This is a genomic window from Bacteroides caccae (assembly GCF_002222615.2).
GTDB lineage: Bacteria > Bacteroidota > Bacteroidia > Bacteroidales > Bacteroidaceae > Bacteroides > Bacteroides caccae.
The window spans coordinates 3,469,088-3,483,962 of the sequence record NZ_CP022412.2 but is presented as its reverse complement, the minus strand read 5'-3'; the positions used below and the strand labels follow the sequence as shown (position 1 = coordinate 3,483,962).

6 protein-coding genes and 1 pseudogene are annotated in these 14,875 nt (G+C 44.6%); 4 read left to right on the top strand and 3 right to left on the bottom strand.

Features of this window, described 5'->3' with window-relative positions; translation table 11 throughout:
• Positions 1–145: 145 nt before the first annotated feature.
• From asnB to gltB, 3 genes are all read right to left on the bottom strand, one after another.
• Positions 146–1,813, bottom strand: a complete 1,668-nt coding sequence (gene asnB / locus CGC64_RS14300) for an asparagine synthase B (RefSeq protein WP_005675683.1) — start codon at positions 1,811–1,813, stop codon at positions 146–148.
• A gap of 4 nt (positions 1,814–1,817) precedes the next feature.
• Entirely contained in the window at positions 1,818–3,164 is a 1,347-nt protein-coding gene (locus tag CGC64_RS14295; RefSeq protein ID WP_005675684.1) for a glutamate synthase subunit beta, read from the bottom strand.
• Positions 3,165–3,233: 69 nt separating this feature from the next.
• Positions 3,234–7,781, bottom strand: coding sequence for a glutamate synthase large subunit (gene gltB, locus CGC64_RS14290; RefSeq protein WP_005675685.1), 4,548 nt, complete (start codon positions 7,779–7,781; stop codon positions 3,234–3,236).
• 474 nt (positions 7,782–8,255) lie between these two features.
• Here gltB and CGC64_RS14285 point away from each other — a divergent pair.
• The 4 genes and pseudogenes from CGC64_RS14285 to carB all read left to right on the top strand — a co-directional run.
• Positions 8,256–8,435 (top strand): annotated as a pseudogene (locus CGC64_RS14285) (hypothetical protein); the annotation flags it as partial.
• Between the two features lie 38 nt (positions 8,436–8,473).
• Entirely contained in the window at positions 8,474–10,357 is a 1,884-nt protein-coding gene (locus CGC64_RS14280) for an amidophosphoribosyltransferase (RefSeq protein ID WP_005675687.1), read from the top strand.
• A 27-nt stretch (positions 10,358–10,384) separates the two neighbouring features.
• Positions 10,385–11,464 (top strand): glutamine-hydrolyzing carbamoyl-phosphate synthase small subunit, encoded by a 1,080-nt coding sequence (carA, locus tag CGC64_RS14275; RefSeq protein WP_005675689.1) that lies wholly within the window; start codon positions 10,385–10,387, stop codon positions 11,462–11,464.
• Between the two features lie 9 nt (positions 11,465–11,473).
• Positions 11,474–14,701 (top strand): carbamoyl-phosphate synthase (glutamine-hydrolyzing) large subunit, encoded by a 3,228-nt coding sequence (carB, locus tag CGC64_RS14270; protein ID WP_005675690.1) that lies wholly within the window; start codon positions 11,474–11,476, stop codon positions 14,699–14,701.
• The last annotated feature ends 174 nt before the right edge of the window (positions 14,702–14,875 follow it).

Sequence of the window (14,875 nt, the reverse complement as noted above, 5' to 3'; positions counted from 1 at the left end):
AATTGGGTTTGGCTTCAAAATTATAAAAAAGAAAACGCAAATTAGTCAATTATATGCTAATCTGCGTTAATCCTTGGGATTTAGAATAGAAATACTACAAGAAAGTAACAGAAATAACCGATTCTGTGATTCTTTCTGTCGTCAGTTAAGTATAGGCTTCTTCATGTATTCCTTTTACTGCGCGTCCGCTCGGTTCATTCAGGTTCTTGAAGGCGATATCCCATGCCAGCGCTTCTGCTGTAGAGCAGGCTACGCTGGGAACACTGGGTACACTGCGTGCTGCACTTTCGCTGGGGAAATGTTCTTCAAAGATACTGCGGTAATAATATTCTTCTTTATTTTGCGGGGTATTGATAGGGAAGCGCCCGGCCGCGTTTTCCATTTGTTCATCACTTACGGCAGCAGTGGTTATTTCTTTTAACGTATCAATCCAGGAATACCCTACACCGTCACTGAACTGCTCTTTCTGTCTCCATGCCACGCTTTCCGGTAGCATATCGGCAAAGGCTTCGCGTACGATTCTCTTTTCAATGTTTTTTCCGGGACACATTTTGGCTTTCGGATTCAACGTCATTGCGACATCAAGAAACTCTTTGTCTAAGAATGGTACACGTCCCTCTACGCCCCAAGCTGACAAACTTTTATTAGCACGAAGACAGTCATACATGTGTAATTTAGAAAGTTTACGTACTGTTTCTTCATGAAATGCTTGTGGGGTGGGAGCCTTATGGAAATAAAGGTATCCTCCGAAAACTTCGTCGGCACCTTCTCCGCTCAGCACCATTTTGATTCCCATAGATTTAATGACACGTGCCAATAGATACATAGGAGTGGAAGCCCGTACGGTAGTTACATCATACGTTTCGATAAAATAGATAACATCACGGATCGCATCTAGTCCTTCCTGCACGGTGTAGTTTATTTCGTGGTGTACGGTACCGATATATTCGGCAACCTCACGTGCTTTTATCAAGTCGGGTGCACCTTTCAGACCGATAGCAAAGGAGTGAAGTTGAGGCCACCATGCATCGCTTGCTCCGTCTGTTTCTATACGTTTGGCCGCATATTTCTTGGCAATGGCGGAGATAACAGAACTATCCAAGCCACCGGAAAGAAGTACTCCGTAAGGCACATCACTCATTAATTGGCGATGAACGGCATCTTCTAATGCTTCTTTCACATCGCCGGCTTTCGCATCGTTGTCTTTTACAGTTTCATATTCCGTCCAGTCGCGTGCGTACCAACGTTTCATTTGCCCTTCCTTGCTGTAATAGTAATGTCCCGGAAGGAATAATTCATACTCATCGCAAAATCCTTCAAGAGCTTTCAGCTCGCTGCCGAAATATATTTTCCCGTCTTTGTCCCTGCCTATATATAAAGGTATGACGCCAATTGGGTCACGGGCAATCAGAAATTCATCTTTTTCTTCATCGTAGAGAACGAATGCAAAGATTCCGCTGATATCTTCCAAAAAGTGAATGCCTTTGTCTTTGTAAAGGGCAAGAATAACTTCACAATCACTTCCCGTCTGAAAATCATATTTTCCGGCATATCGGGTACGGATTTCCCGGTGGTTATAGATTTCACCGTTTACGGCAAGTACTTGTTTCCGGTCGGGAGAGTACAAAGGCTGCCCTCCACTTTGCGGGTCGACAATTGAAAGGCGTTCGTGTGCCAAAATCGCACTTCCACCTACATAGATACCACTCCAGTCCGGTCCGCGGTGACGGATTTTCTGAGCCATTTTCAATGCTTTATCTCTTAGCTCCTTGGTTTGAGCTTTTATATTGAGTATACCTGCTATTCCACACATAACTTTAATTTTTAGTTGTTAAATAAGTATCTATTTCCGCAGCCGTCTTTCGTCCTCCTGCCATGGCGCGTACCACCAGACTGGCTCCGGTAGCAGCATCTCCGGCAAGAAATACATTATCGGCAAAATTCGGTTGTTCCGGTTTTAAGAATCCCATGGCCAGCAATACCATATCTGCCTCGATCACCTCTTTTTTTCCGGTAGGTTTCAGTGTCGGACGTCCTCCGTCTGTTGCCGGAATCCATTCTACTTCTTCCACTTCCACACCTGTTACGTTCCCATTTTTTCCTAGGAATTGATTGGAAGTGAGGCACCAGCGGCGTATGCAACCTTCTTCATGGCTGGAAGTAGTCTTGAGGACTACCGGCCACTGCGGCCAGGGGGTAGACGGGTTATGTCCCACGGGTGGCTGGGGCATGATCTCAATCTGCGTTACGCTGGTTGCTCCTTGGCGCACACTAGTTCCGATGCAATCCGACCCCGTATCTCCACCACCAATGACAAGTACCTTTTTGCCCTTGGCATTCACTAATTTATCTTTGGAGAAAGTTTGTCCTTCCAGAATCCTATTCTGTTGGGCCAGCATTTCAAGTGCAAAGTAAATACCTTTCAAATCCCGTCCCGGAATACTTAAATCGCGTGCTGCCGGTGTTCCCGTACAGATGCAGTAAGCGTCGAATCCCTCCGGTAAATGATTGACGTCAATTTCTACTCCCATTTCAAACTTGATTCCTTCCGCAGTTAAGATATTCATGCGCCGGTCAATCACATTCTTATCCAGTTTAAAATTGGGAATACCGAAACGTAGCAATCCGCCGGGAGCTTCGTTCTTATCAAATAAGGTTACTGAATATCCTTTTAGATTGAGTTGATTGGCCACGACCAGTCCGGCAGGACCGGCACCAATAACCGCTACTTTCTTTCCGTTTCTTTCCGGGGTCTGTATTTGTATATATCCTTCACGAAAAGCTGCTTCAACGATAGCCGCTTCGTTTTCGCGAATCGTCACAGGTTGGTCACATGAAAGTTTTAGTACACAAGACTTCTCACAAAGGGCTGGACAAATACGCCCCGTAAATTCAGGAAAGTCACAGGTGGACGATAGGATTTCGTATGCCTCTCTCCATTTCCCTTTGAATAAAGCGTCCTGCCATTCCGGTTGTTTATTCCCTATCGGGCATGCCCAGTGGCAGAAGGGTACGCCGCAGTCCATACAGCGAGAAGCCTGTAACTTGCGGCTGTTTGTATTCAATGTTTGTTCTACCTGGCTGTAATCAGTGATTCGTTCGTTCACAGGGCGGTATCCCGCTTCCTGTCGAGGTATATTTAAAAAAGCTCTAGGATCTCCCATTTTCTTTAAGTTTTAAGTTTAATTTTAGTCCCGCATGGAAACCTGGCTCCGGCATCTGCCGGTTGTCGGTTAATAGTCTCTTTGCATATCTGCAATCTTTTGTTGTAACTTTCTCATTTGCTCTTCCTGTAGCACTTTTTTGTACTCGATAGGCACTACCTGGATAAATTGATCGACATAATGATTCCAGTCATCAAGCATGGTACGTGCCAGTTTCGAACCTGTATATAAGTAATGTTGACGAATCAGTTCGTGTAATTCTTTTCGGTAACTGGCTTCTTCAATCAGTGAAAGTTCTACCATTTCCATATTGCAGAAATAGTCAAAGTTTCCTTCCTTATTCCATACATACGCTACCCCACCACTCATACCGGCAGCGAAGTTGCGTCCTGTCTGTCCGAGAACCACCACACGTCCTCCAGTCATATATTCGCAACAATGATCGCCTACACCTTCTACTACGGCTACTGCACCGGAATTACGTACAGCAAAACGTTCACCTACACGTCCGTTGATATACACTTCACCACTTGTAGCTCCATAAAGTAACGTATTGCCTGCAATCGTATTCTTTTCAGCTTCGAAGTTGCTACGGATAGGAGGGAGTACGGCAATACGACCACCGCTTAACCCTTTTCCCAGATAATCGTTAGCCTCGCCTTCCAGTTTGAAATTAACTCCCGGTACTAAGAATGCACCGAATGACTGACCTGCCGAGCCTTTGAATTTCACGTTCAACGTATGTTCCGGTAATCCTCTTTCTCCATACTTCTTGGCGATGACGCCGGAAAGCATAGCGCCGATAGCACGGTCGGTATTAGCTATCGTATATTCCAGAGAAATCTCTTTCTCATGTTCAATAGCCGCCTGAGCTGCATCAATAATCGTCACATCCTTTACAGTAGAAATAGCATGGTCCTGGTCAATGACGTGGCGGATAGCTGCACTATTGTCAATGCGTGTCAGTAATCTTGTGAAATCAATTAATGCGTGCTTCGGATTCGGGTCGTCCGTCCCCGATTTACGTTCAATCAAATCAGTCCGTCCGATGATGTCGTCCATTTTTGTGAATCCCATTTCAGCCAGATATTCCCGGACTTCCTGTGCCAGGAAAGTGAAGAAATTTACTAGGTATTCGCTACGGCCATGGAAGCGTTTGCGCAGTTCCTCATTCTGGGTGGCAACTCCAACCGGACAAGTATTTTGATGACATTTCCGCATCATCACGCAACCTAGTACGATGAGGGCGGAAGTGGCAAAACCGTATTCTTCGGCTCCCATTAATGCCATTAGGATAATATCTCGTCCGGTTTTTAACTGGCCGTCGGCTTGCAGTACTACTTGTCCGCGAAGTCCGTTCAAGACTAATGTCTGCTGTGTTTCGCTTAATCCCAGTTCGGGAGAGATACCTGCATAACGGATAGAAGAAGCGGGCGAAGCCCCTGTACCGCCTTCCGCTCCGGAGATCACAATCAAGTCCGCTTTCGCTTTTGCCACACCGGCAGCAATTGTTCCAACGCCACTTTCCGCTACCAGTTTCACGCTGATTTTTGCTTGTGGATTTATGTTCTTCAAATCAAAAATCAGTTGAGCCAAATCTTCGATAGAATAAATGTCGTGGTGGGGAGGAGGAGAAATCAGCGAAATTCCCGGAATAGAGTGACGTGTTTTGGCAATCACATCGTTCACTTTGAATCCGGGAAGTTGTCCGCCCTCGCCCGGTTTGGCTCCTTGGGCAATTTTAATCTGTATTTCATCTGCATTTACCAAATATTCTGTCGTCACGCCAAACCGGCCGGAAGCTACTTGTTTAATAGCACTTCGCATGGAATTTCCATCAGGTAACGGCTGGAAACGGGCAGCATCTTCACCCCCTTCACCCGTATTGCTGCGTCCGTGGATCCTATTCATGGCAATAGCTATTGCTTCATGTGCTTCCTTGCTGATAGAGCCGAAAGACATGGCACCCGTAACGAAGCGGCGTAAGATGCTTTCCACCGGTTCTACCTGTTCGATAGAAATCGGATTACGACGGAAATTTAAGAAATCGCGCAGGAAAATAGGTTTTTCCTTTTCATCTACCAAGTGAGTGTATTCCTTAAATTTCTTGTAACTACCCAAACGGGTGGCCAACTGTAATGTACTGATTGTTTCAGGATTCCAGGCATGTTTTTCTCCGTCTTTACGGAAAGAATACAAACCTTTATTCGGTAATAATCCGCCTGCCTCTGCTGCAAATCCTTCATTATGGAAAGCAATGGCGTCTCTAGCTACCTCCTCCAATCGGATACCTCCAATCGGTGAACCTAGTCCTCCGAAATATGCTTTGCTCAGTTCTTCACTCAAACCGATAGCTTCAAAGATTTTTGCTCCCCGATAAGAACGGATCGTAGAGATACCCATTTTACTCATAATCTTGAAAAGTCCCTTGCAGATTGACTTGATGTAGTTTTTCTCTGCCGTGGCATAATCCAGTTGGATATCTTTGTTTTTTACCAACTTATCAAGAATAGCAAAAGCCATGTATGGATTTAGGGCGCTTGCTCCGAATCCCAGCAATAATGCAGCGTGCATCACTTCACGTATTTCACCGCTTTCCACAACCAGCGCTGTCTGTACGCGTTTCCCTACAGAAATTAAATGATGATGAACGGCACTCACTGCCAGAAGTGAAGGAATCACTGCATGAGTGGCATCTACATTCCGGTCTGTCAGGACGATATAGTTTACTCCTTCTGTTACGGAGGCCTCCGCCTGTTTGCAAAGTTCGGTCAGTGCTTCCTGTAATCCGGCTTTCCCTTTGGCTACTTCAAACAACATCGACAGTTTGACAGTCTTAAAACCTTTATAGCGGATATTGCAAAGGATATCCAGCTGTGTATTGCTTAGGATCGGGTGATTCAGACGTACCATTTTACAATGGCTTTCACTAGGTGTCAGAATATTCATACCGACTGCTCCGATATATTCCGTCAATGACATCACCAATTCCTCGCGTAGCGGGTCAATTGGCGGATTTGTCACTTGGGCAAATTGCTGGCGGAAATAATTGTAAAGCAACTGCGGCTTGTCCGAGAGTACAGCCAGCGGAGTGTCGTTACCCATTGAATGAATCGGTTCGGCTCCGGTACTTGCCATGGGTATAATCAGTTTCTCGATATCCTCCTTTGAGTAACCGAAAGTACGGAGCATCCGGTCGTAATTCTCTACATGATGAGGCATTTTGCGTCCGCTTTTCAATTCATCCAGTTCGATACGGTTTGTAGACAACCAGATACGGTACGGTTTTGCTTCCGCCAGTTGTTTCTTCAGCTCACCGTCATAAAATATTTCGCCTTTTTCCGTATCAACCAGTAGAATTTTACCCGGTTGCAGCCGTCCTTTCTCTTTGATATCTCCCGGTTCGAAATCCATTACACCGACTTCTGAGGCAACCACCATCATATCATTTTTGGTAATCAGGTAACGGGCGGGGCGCAGACCGTTACGGTCGAGCATACCACCGGCAAAGCGTCCGTCGCTGAATAACAAGGCAGCCGGTCCGTCCCAAGGTTCCATTAGTATGGAATGATATTCATAAAAGGACTTCAAATCTTCACTGATAGGGTTCTTCTCATTGAAAGACTCCGGCACAAGCATTGCCATTGCGTGGGGCAGGCTCAATCCCGACATTACCAAAAACTCCAGCACGTTGTCCAATGAGGCGCTATCACTCATGCCCGGCTGTATAATCGGACGGATCTCTTTGATATCCCCGAGAGTGGGAGAGGAGAGTACACTTTCGCGAGCTTCCATCCACCCGCGGTTGCCGCGAATCGTATTGATTTCACCATTGTGTGCCAGAAGGCGGAAAGGTTGTGCCAATCCCCATGTCGGGAAAGTGTTAGTACTGAAACGGGAATGCACCAAAGCCAACCCGCTGGTGAAGTAATTGTTCGTCAGGTCGGGATAATAGTTCCGTAGCTGCAATGACGAAAGCATACCTTTATATATAATACTTTTTGTAGAGAGCGAAACGATGTAAAAATCCTCTTTCGCCGGAATGGCTGACATTCTGACTTTATTTTCTATTCTTTTACGGATCAGATACAGTTTACGATCGGCAGTTTCTGTCTCAGTAAATCCCGTGATAAATACCTGTTTGATATCCGGTTCGTTAGCCAAAGCCGCTTCTCCCAGAATTTCCGGGCAAGTAGGTACATTACGCAGATGCATCAGCGTAAGTCCTTCTTTTTCGATTTCCTCAATAATGATACTCAAAATAGTTGCCTGGTCTTTCTCTTTTTTCGGTAAAAAAAGCAGACCGGTGCCATAACGTCCCTTTTCCGGAACGGGAATACCCTGCAATAAAATAAACTCATGCGGAATTTGTAACATAATGCCTGCACCGTCCCCGGTTTTGTTGTCTGCACCTTCGGCACCGCGGTGGCGCATATTCTCTAATACTTTTAAAGCCGACTCAACAATGTCGTGTGACTTTTCTCCGTGAATGTTTACCAGCATACCAACACCGCAGGCATCATGTTCGTATGCCGCATCGTACAGGCCCGGCTGTTTGGGATGTCGTTGGTAAGGGAATCCTTTTGCTTCGTTGTTAAAAAGTTCTTGTTTCTTCATTCTTACTATCTTTATTGTATGATAATACCTGTTTTATGTATCAAAATGTTTGGCAAAATTAAAAATTTAATTTCATGATGATACTAAATTCTATCATTTCTATGACACGAAATGAGAAGCCTATTCTATATTCTTTTAATTTGTAATCAAAATCGTTGGAATTGCTTTTAAATTGTTAGTCTGTTGTCTATTATTTTAAGATGATTGTAATTCGTTTCTTTTTGAGCTAAAAATAATATATTATTTAACTTTTTGATGTGTTTGCAACTTTTTTGTGCGTTTCTGTCAAATAAATATCGGATTTATTATCTTTATGTTATTTGAAATGTGTATATTTGCAACCAAAATAAAAACGCTATAATGTGCGTGGAATGGTAGGCTATATTGGTACAAGAAAAGCCTTTCCCAGCCTAATAAAAGGGCTGAAGTATCATCGAAAACTATGTTGTTCTCAAAGGAAAACTTCGAGCCCAAGGAAATACAGTCATCAACAAAATCGCCGATTGTAGTATCGAATTTCCCGAAACAATCGAATGCCTCGATCTGTTGATTACTACGGTACCTCTTCAGTTGCCTGCTTACCATATTGCGGTTTGCAAGGGAATGGATGTAGCCCAGCCCAGGAATTTGGTTAAATCAGTAACAGTGGAGTAAAACTTGTAACTTATAACAGGTAATTTGGATTTGTATAAATGGAACAATTGAAACATGAATGTGGCGTTGCCATGATACGCCTGCTTAAACCGCTGGAGTATTACGAGAAGAAGTACGGAACGTGGATGTACGGTCTGAACAAGCTTTATCTGCTAATGGAAAAGCAGCATAATCGTGGGCAGGAAGGTGCGGGACTGGCTTGTGTTAAACTGGAGGCCAATCCGGGTGAAGAATATATGTTTCGCGAACGTGCCTTAGGTTCCGGTGCCATTACGGAAATCTTTGAGAATGTACAGAATAATTTCAAGGATTTGACTTCCGAACAATTGCATGACGCAGAGTTTGCCAAACGTACATTACCTTTTGCGGGTGAAACGTATATGGGGCATCTGCGTTATTCGACAACCGGGAAATCCGGTATCTCTTATGTGCACCCGTTTTTGAGGAGAAACAATTGGCGTGCCAAGAACTTGGCTCTCTGCGGTAACTTCAACATGACGAATGTAGATGAAATTTTTGCCCGTATCACAGCCATTGGACAACATCCCCGTAAGTATGCTGATACCTATATCATGTTGGAACAAGTGGGGCACCGGCTTGATCGTGAAGTGGAACGTGTGTTCAACCTTGCCGAGGCCGAAGGGCTTACAGGCATGGGAATCACCAACTATATAGAAGAGCATATTGATTTGGCTAACGTATTGCGTACCTCCAGCCGTGAATGGGACGGGGGATATGTCATTTGCGGACTGACCGGAAGCGGTGAATCTTTTGCAATACGTGATCCGTGGGGGATACGTCCTGCTTTCTGGTATCAGGATGAAGAGATTGCAGTGTTGGCTTCCGAACGTCCGGTCATTCAGACAGCTTTTAATGTCCCTGTAGAAGATATTAAAGAACTGCAACCGGGACAGGCATTATTGATTAGTAAAGAAGGTAAACTGCGGACATCACAAATAAACAAACCTCGTGAGAAACAGGCTTGTTCATTCGAGCGTATCTATTTCTCCCGTGGTAGTGATGTCGATATTTACAAGGAACGGAAACGGCTCGGCGAGAAACTCGTGCCGAACATTTTGAAAGCTATCAACAACGATCTTGACCATACCGTTTTCTCTTTTATTCCCAACACCGCCGAAGTTGCTTTCTACGGAATGTTACAGGGACTGGATGACTATCTGAATGAAGAAAAAGTGCAGCAAATAGCTGCATTAGGTCATAATCCGAATATGGAGGAACTGGAAGTTATTCTTTCCCGCCGTATCCGCAGTGAAAAGGTGGCTATTAAGGACATCAAGCTCCGTACGTTTATTGCCGAAGGAAACAGCCGAAATGATCTGGCGGCTCATGTCTACGATATCACTTACGGAAGCCTTGTTTCCGGTGTCGATAATCTGGTGATTATTGACGATAGTATTGTGCGTGGCACAACATTGAAGCAAAGTATTATCGGTATTCTCGACCGTCTTGGTCCGAAGAAGATTGTTATCGTTTCTTCTTCCCCACAGGTCCGTTATCCCGATTATTACGGTATCGATATGGCAAAGATGAGTGAGTTTATTGCTTTCAGAGCTGCTGTCGAATTGCTGAAAGAGCGGGATATGAAAGATATAATTGCGTCTGCCTACCGGAAATCCAAAGATCAGATAGGTTTGCCGAAAGAGCAAATGGTGAACTATGTAAAAGAAATATATGCACCTTTCACGGATGAGGAAATCTCCGCCAAAATGGTAGAACTATTGACTCCGAAGGGAACGAAAGCTAAAGTGGAAATCGTCTACCAGCCATTGGAAGGGCTTCATGAAGCCTGTCCCAATCATCGGGGCGACTGGTACTTTAGCGGCAATTACCCTACGCCGGGTGGCGTGAAAATGGTGAATCAGGCATTCATCAATTACATAGAGCAACTGTATCAATTCTGACAATCATACAACGATTCAAAAATAAGAATGAGAAATGTGACATTAATCCTTGACGACGGGAGCCGGTTTTCCGGCAAGTCGTTTGGCTACGAGAAGCCGGTGGCGGGCGAAGTAGTTTTTAATACTGCCATGACCGGATATCCGGAGAGTCTCACTGACCCTTCGTATGCCGGACAGTTGATGACTCTTACCTATCCGTTGATAGGAAATTACGGAGTTCCCCCTTTTTCAATCGAACCGAACGGACTCGCTACTTTTATGGAAAGTGAGAAGATTCATGCGGAAGCGATTATCGTAAGTGACTATTCTTACGAATACAGTCATTGGAATGCTGTTGAAAGTCTCGGCGACTGGCTGAAACGTGAGCAGGTTCCCGGCATCACAGGCATTGATACCCGCGAACTGACTAAAGTACTCCGCGAACATGGCGTGATGTTGGGAAAGATTGTTTTTGACGATGAACCGGACAATGTTCTTGAAGCTACTTATGCAGGCGTTAACTATGTAGATAAAGTAAGTTGCAAGGAAGTGATTCGCTATAATGAAGGTGCGGATAAAAGGAAAGTGGTATTGGTGGATTGCGGTGTAAAGACTAATATTATCCGTTGTCTGCTGAAACGTGATGTTGAAGTGATTCGTGTCCCTTGGGATTATGACTTCAATGGACTCGAATTTGACGGATTGTTTATTTCCAATGGTCCGGGCGATCCGGATACCTGTGATGCTGCGGTGCAAAATATCCGCAAGGCAATGAAAAACGAAAAACTTCCTATCTTCGGAATCTGCATGGGTAATCAATTACTCTCGAAAGCCGGAGGTGCCAAAATATATAAACTGAAGTACGGACACCGTAGCCACAATCAGCCTGTGCGTATGGTAGGTACGGAACGATGTTTCATCACTTCCCAAAATCACGGTTATGCCGTAGATAATAATACGTTAGGAGCAGATTGGGAGCCGCTTTTCATCAATATGAATGACGGTTCTAACGAAGGAATTAAACATAAGACGAATCCTTGGTTCTCGGCACAATTCCACCCGGAAGCTGCCAGTGGACCTACGGACACGGAATTTCTGTTCGATGAATTTGTAAACCTGCTTAAATAACCGACAATTATGAAAGAAAATATAAAGAAAGTATTGCTGCTGGGTTCCGGTGCCCTAAAAATCGGTGAGGCCGGTGAGTTCGACTATTCCGGTTCGCAGGCACTCAAAGCCTTGAAAGAAGAGGGGATTGAAACGATTCTCATCAACCCGAATATTGCTACGGTACAGACTTCCGAAGGAGTGGCAGATCAGATTTACTTCCTGCCGGTGACTCCGTACTTCGTAGAGAAAGTGATTCAGAAAGAGAGACCCGAAGGCATTATGCTTGCATTTGGCGGTCAGACCGCTTTGAATTGCGGTGTGGCTTTATATAAGGAAGGAGTCCTTGAAAAATATAATGTAAAGGTACTCGGTACTCCGGTACAAGCTATTATGGATACCGAAGACCGTGAACTTTTCGTGCAGAAACTGAATGAAATCAATGTAAAGACTATCAAGAGCGAAGCCGTGGAAAATGCGGAAGATGCTCGTCGTGCAGCAAAAGAACTGGGTTATCCGGTGATTGTTCGTGCTGCTTATGCATTGGGTGGTTTGGGTTCCGGTTTTTGTGATAACGAGGAACAACTGAATATTCTGGTAGAAAAGGCTTTTTCCTTCTCCCCACAAGTATTGGTGGAAAAATCACTCCGTGGCTGGAAAGAAGTGGAATACGAAGTAGTGCGCGACCGCTTCGATAACTGTATTACTGTTTGTAATATGGAGAATTTCGATCCGCTAGGTATCCATACCGGTGAGTCTATCGTTATTGCTCCGTCTCAAACGCTTACTAACAAAGAATATCATAAACTTCGTGAATTGGCTATTCGTATCATTCGCCATATCGGTATCGTGGGCGAATGTAACGTACAATACGCTTTCGATCCGGAATCCGAAGATTACCGGGTGATTGAAGTAAATGCCCGTCTTTCCCGTTCATCAGCCTTAGCCTCCAAAGCAACCGGCTATCCGCTGGCTTTCGTTGCCGCTAAATTAGGATTGGGTTACGGACTTTTCGATTTGAAAAATTCCGTAACAAAAACGACCTCCGCCTTCTTCGAGCCTGCTCTGGATTATGTGGTCTGTAAAATTCCTCGTTGGGACTTGGGTAAATTCCATGGGGTAGACAAAGAATTGGGTTCTTCAATGAAATCAGTCGGTGAAGTAATGGCTATCGGTCGTACTTTTGAAGAAGCGATCCAGAAAGGTCTTCGTATGATAGGACAGGGAATGCACGGATTTGTGGAAAACAAAGAACTGGTTATCTCTGATATTGACAAAGCACTTCGTGAGCCGACCGATAAACGTATTTTTGTAATATCGAAAGCATTCCGTGCCGGATACACAATCGATCAGGTACATGAACTGACAAAGATTGACAAGTGGTTCCTTCAGAAACTGATGAACATTATGCAGACTTCCGAAGAGCTGCACAGTTGGGGAAACAATCACAAACAGATTACCGACTTGCCGGGAGAATTGCTGAAGAAAGCGAAAGTGCAAGGCTTCTCCGATTTCCAGATTGCCCGTGCCATTGGTTATGAAGGTGATATGGAAGACGGCATTCTCTATGTCCGTAATCATCGCAAACGTGCGGGTATTCTTCCCGTTGTGAAACAAATTGATACTCTGGCTGCCGAATACCCGGCACAAACTAATTATCTATATCTTACTTATAGTGGCGTAGCAAATGACGTTCATTATCTGGGTGACCATAAATCTATCGTCGTACTAGGCTCCGGTGCCTATCGTATCGGTTCTTCGGTTGAGTTCGACTGGTGTGGTGTTCAGGCATTGAATACAATTCGCAAGGAAGGGTGGCGCAGCGTTATGATTAACTATAATCCGGAAACCGTATCTACGGATTACGATATGTGCGACCGCCTCTATTTCGATGAACTGACTTTCGAACGCGTAATGGATATTCTGGAACTCGAAAATCCACATGGCGTCATTGTATCTACCGGTGGACAAATTCCGAATAATCTGGCATTGCGCCTGGATGCACAAAATATCAATATTCTTGGTACAAGTGCCAAAAGCATTGACAACGCTGAGGATCGCGAGAAATTCTCTGCCATGCTCGACCGTATTGGTGTAGACCAGCCGCGTTGGCGTGAACTGACTTCTATGGATGATATCAATGAATTTGTTGACGAGGTCGGTTTTCCTGTACTTGTCCGTCCGTCTTATGTGCTTTCGGGTGCCGCGATGAATGTTTGCTCCAATCAGGAAGAACTGGAACGTTTCCTGAAACTGGCAGCCAATGTATCGAAGAAACATCCGGTAGTAGTAAGTCAGTTTATTGAGCATGCCAAGGAAGTGGAAATGGATGCCGTGGCTCAAAATGGAGAAATCGTAGCGTATGCTATCAGTGAGCACATCGAGTTTGCCGGTGTGCACTCCGGTGATGCGACCATTCAATTCCCGCCGCAAAAGTTATATGTGGAGACGGTTCGCCGCATCAAGCGTATCAGCCGTGAGATTGCCAAGGCTTTGAACATTTCCGGTCCGTTCAATATCCAATATTTGGCAAAAGATAATGATATCAAGGTGATCGAATGCAACCTGCGTGCCAGCCGCTCTTTCCCGTTTGTCAGCAAGGTATTGAAGATAAACTTTATCGAACTGGCAACGAAAGTAATGCTTGGCCTGCCTGTCGAAAAACCGGAAAAGAATCTTTTTGAACTGGACTATGTTGGAATCAAGGCTTCCCAGTTCTCCTTCAACCGTTTGCAGAAAGCCGACCCGGTGTTGGGGGTAGATATGGCTTCCACCGGTGAAGTCGGTTGTATAGGTATGGATACTTCCTGCGCCGTACTGAAAGCAATGCTTTCCGTAGGTTATCGCATTCCGAAGAAGAATATCCTGCTTTCTACAGGTACAATGAAACAGAAAGCCGATATGATAGACGCAGCCCGTATGTTGGTAAATAAAGGATATAAACTCTTTGCTACGGGCGGTACGCACAAAGCGCTTGCCGAAAACGGTATTGAGAGTACTCATGTTTATTGGCCGAGTGAAGAAGGACATCCGCAAGCTTTGGAAATGCTCCATAGTAAAAAGATTGATATGGTAGTCAACATTCCGAAGAATTTGACAGCCGGAGAGTTGGACAACGGATATAAAATCCGTCGTGCGGCTATCGACCTGAATGTTCCGTTGATAACGAATGCCCGTTTGGCTAGTGCATTTATTAATGCTTTCTGTACAATGAGCATTGATGATATTGCTATCAAGAGTTGGGCGGAATATAAGTAATATAATAAGTTGTTATATAATAAGTAGAAGAAGTCGTCTCTGTTTTTTCAGGGGCGGCTTTTTTTATAAAAATATTGCAAAAAGGATAATTGGCTTAGTCTCCGTGCTCATTTTTTTATGCTCGAAAATTAGCTGCATTCAAATATTCGTTTTACCTTTGACAGAAATTGTCAA

Bases quoted from the DNA above. Each gene is read 5' to 3' on its own strand.
- carA (WP_005675689.1), top strand. From the start codon at position 10,385: ATGAGAAATGTGACATTAATCCTTGACGACGGGAGCCGGTTTTCCGGC.
- CGC64_RS14280 (WP_005675687.1), top strand. From the start codon at position 8,474: ATGGAACAATTGAAACATGAATGTGGCGTTGCCATGATACGCCTGCTT.
- carB (WP_005675690.1), top strand. From the start codon at position 11,474: ATGAAAGAAAATATAAAGAAAGTATTGCTGCTGGGTTCCGGTGCCCTA.
- CGC64_RS14295 (WP_005675684.1), bottom strand. From the start codon at position 3,164: ATGGGAGATCCTAGAGCTTTTTTAAATATACCTCGACAGGAAGCGGGA.
- gltB (WP_005675685.1), bottom strand. From the start codon at position 7,781: ATGAAGAAACAAGAACTTTTTAACAACGAAGCAAAAGGATTCCCTTAC.
- asnB (WP_005675683.1), bottom strand. From the start codon at position 1,813: ATGTGTGGAATAGCAGGTATACTCAATATAAAAGCTCAAACCAAGGAG.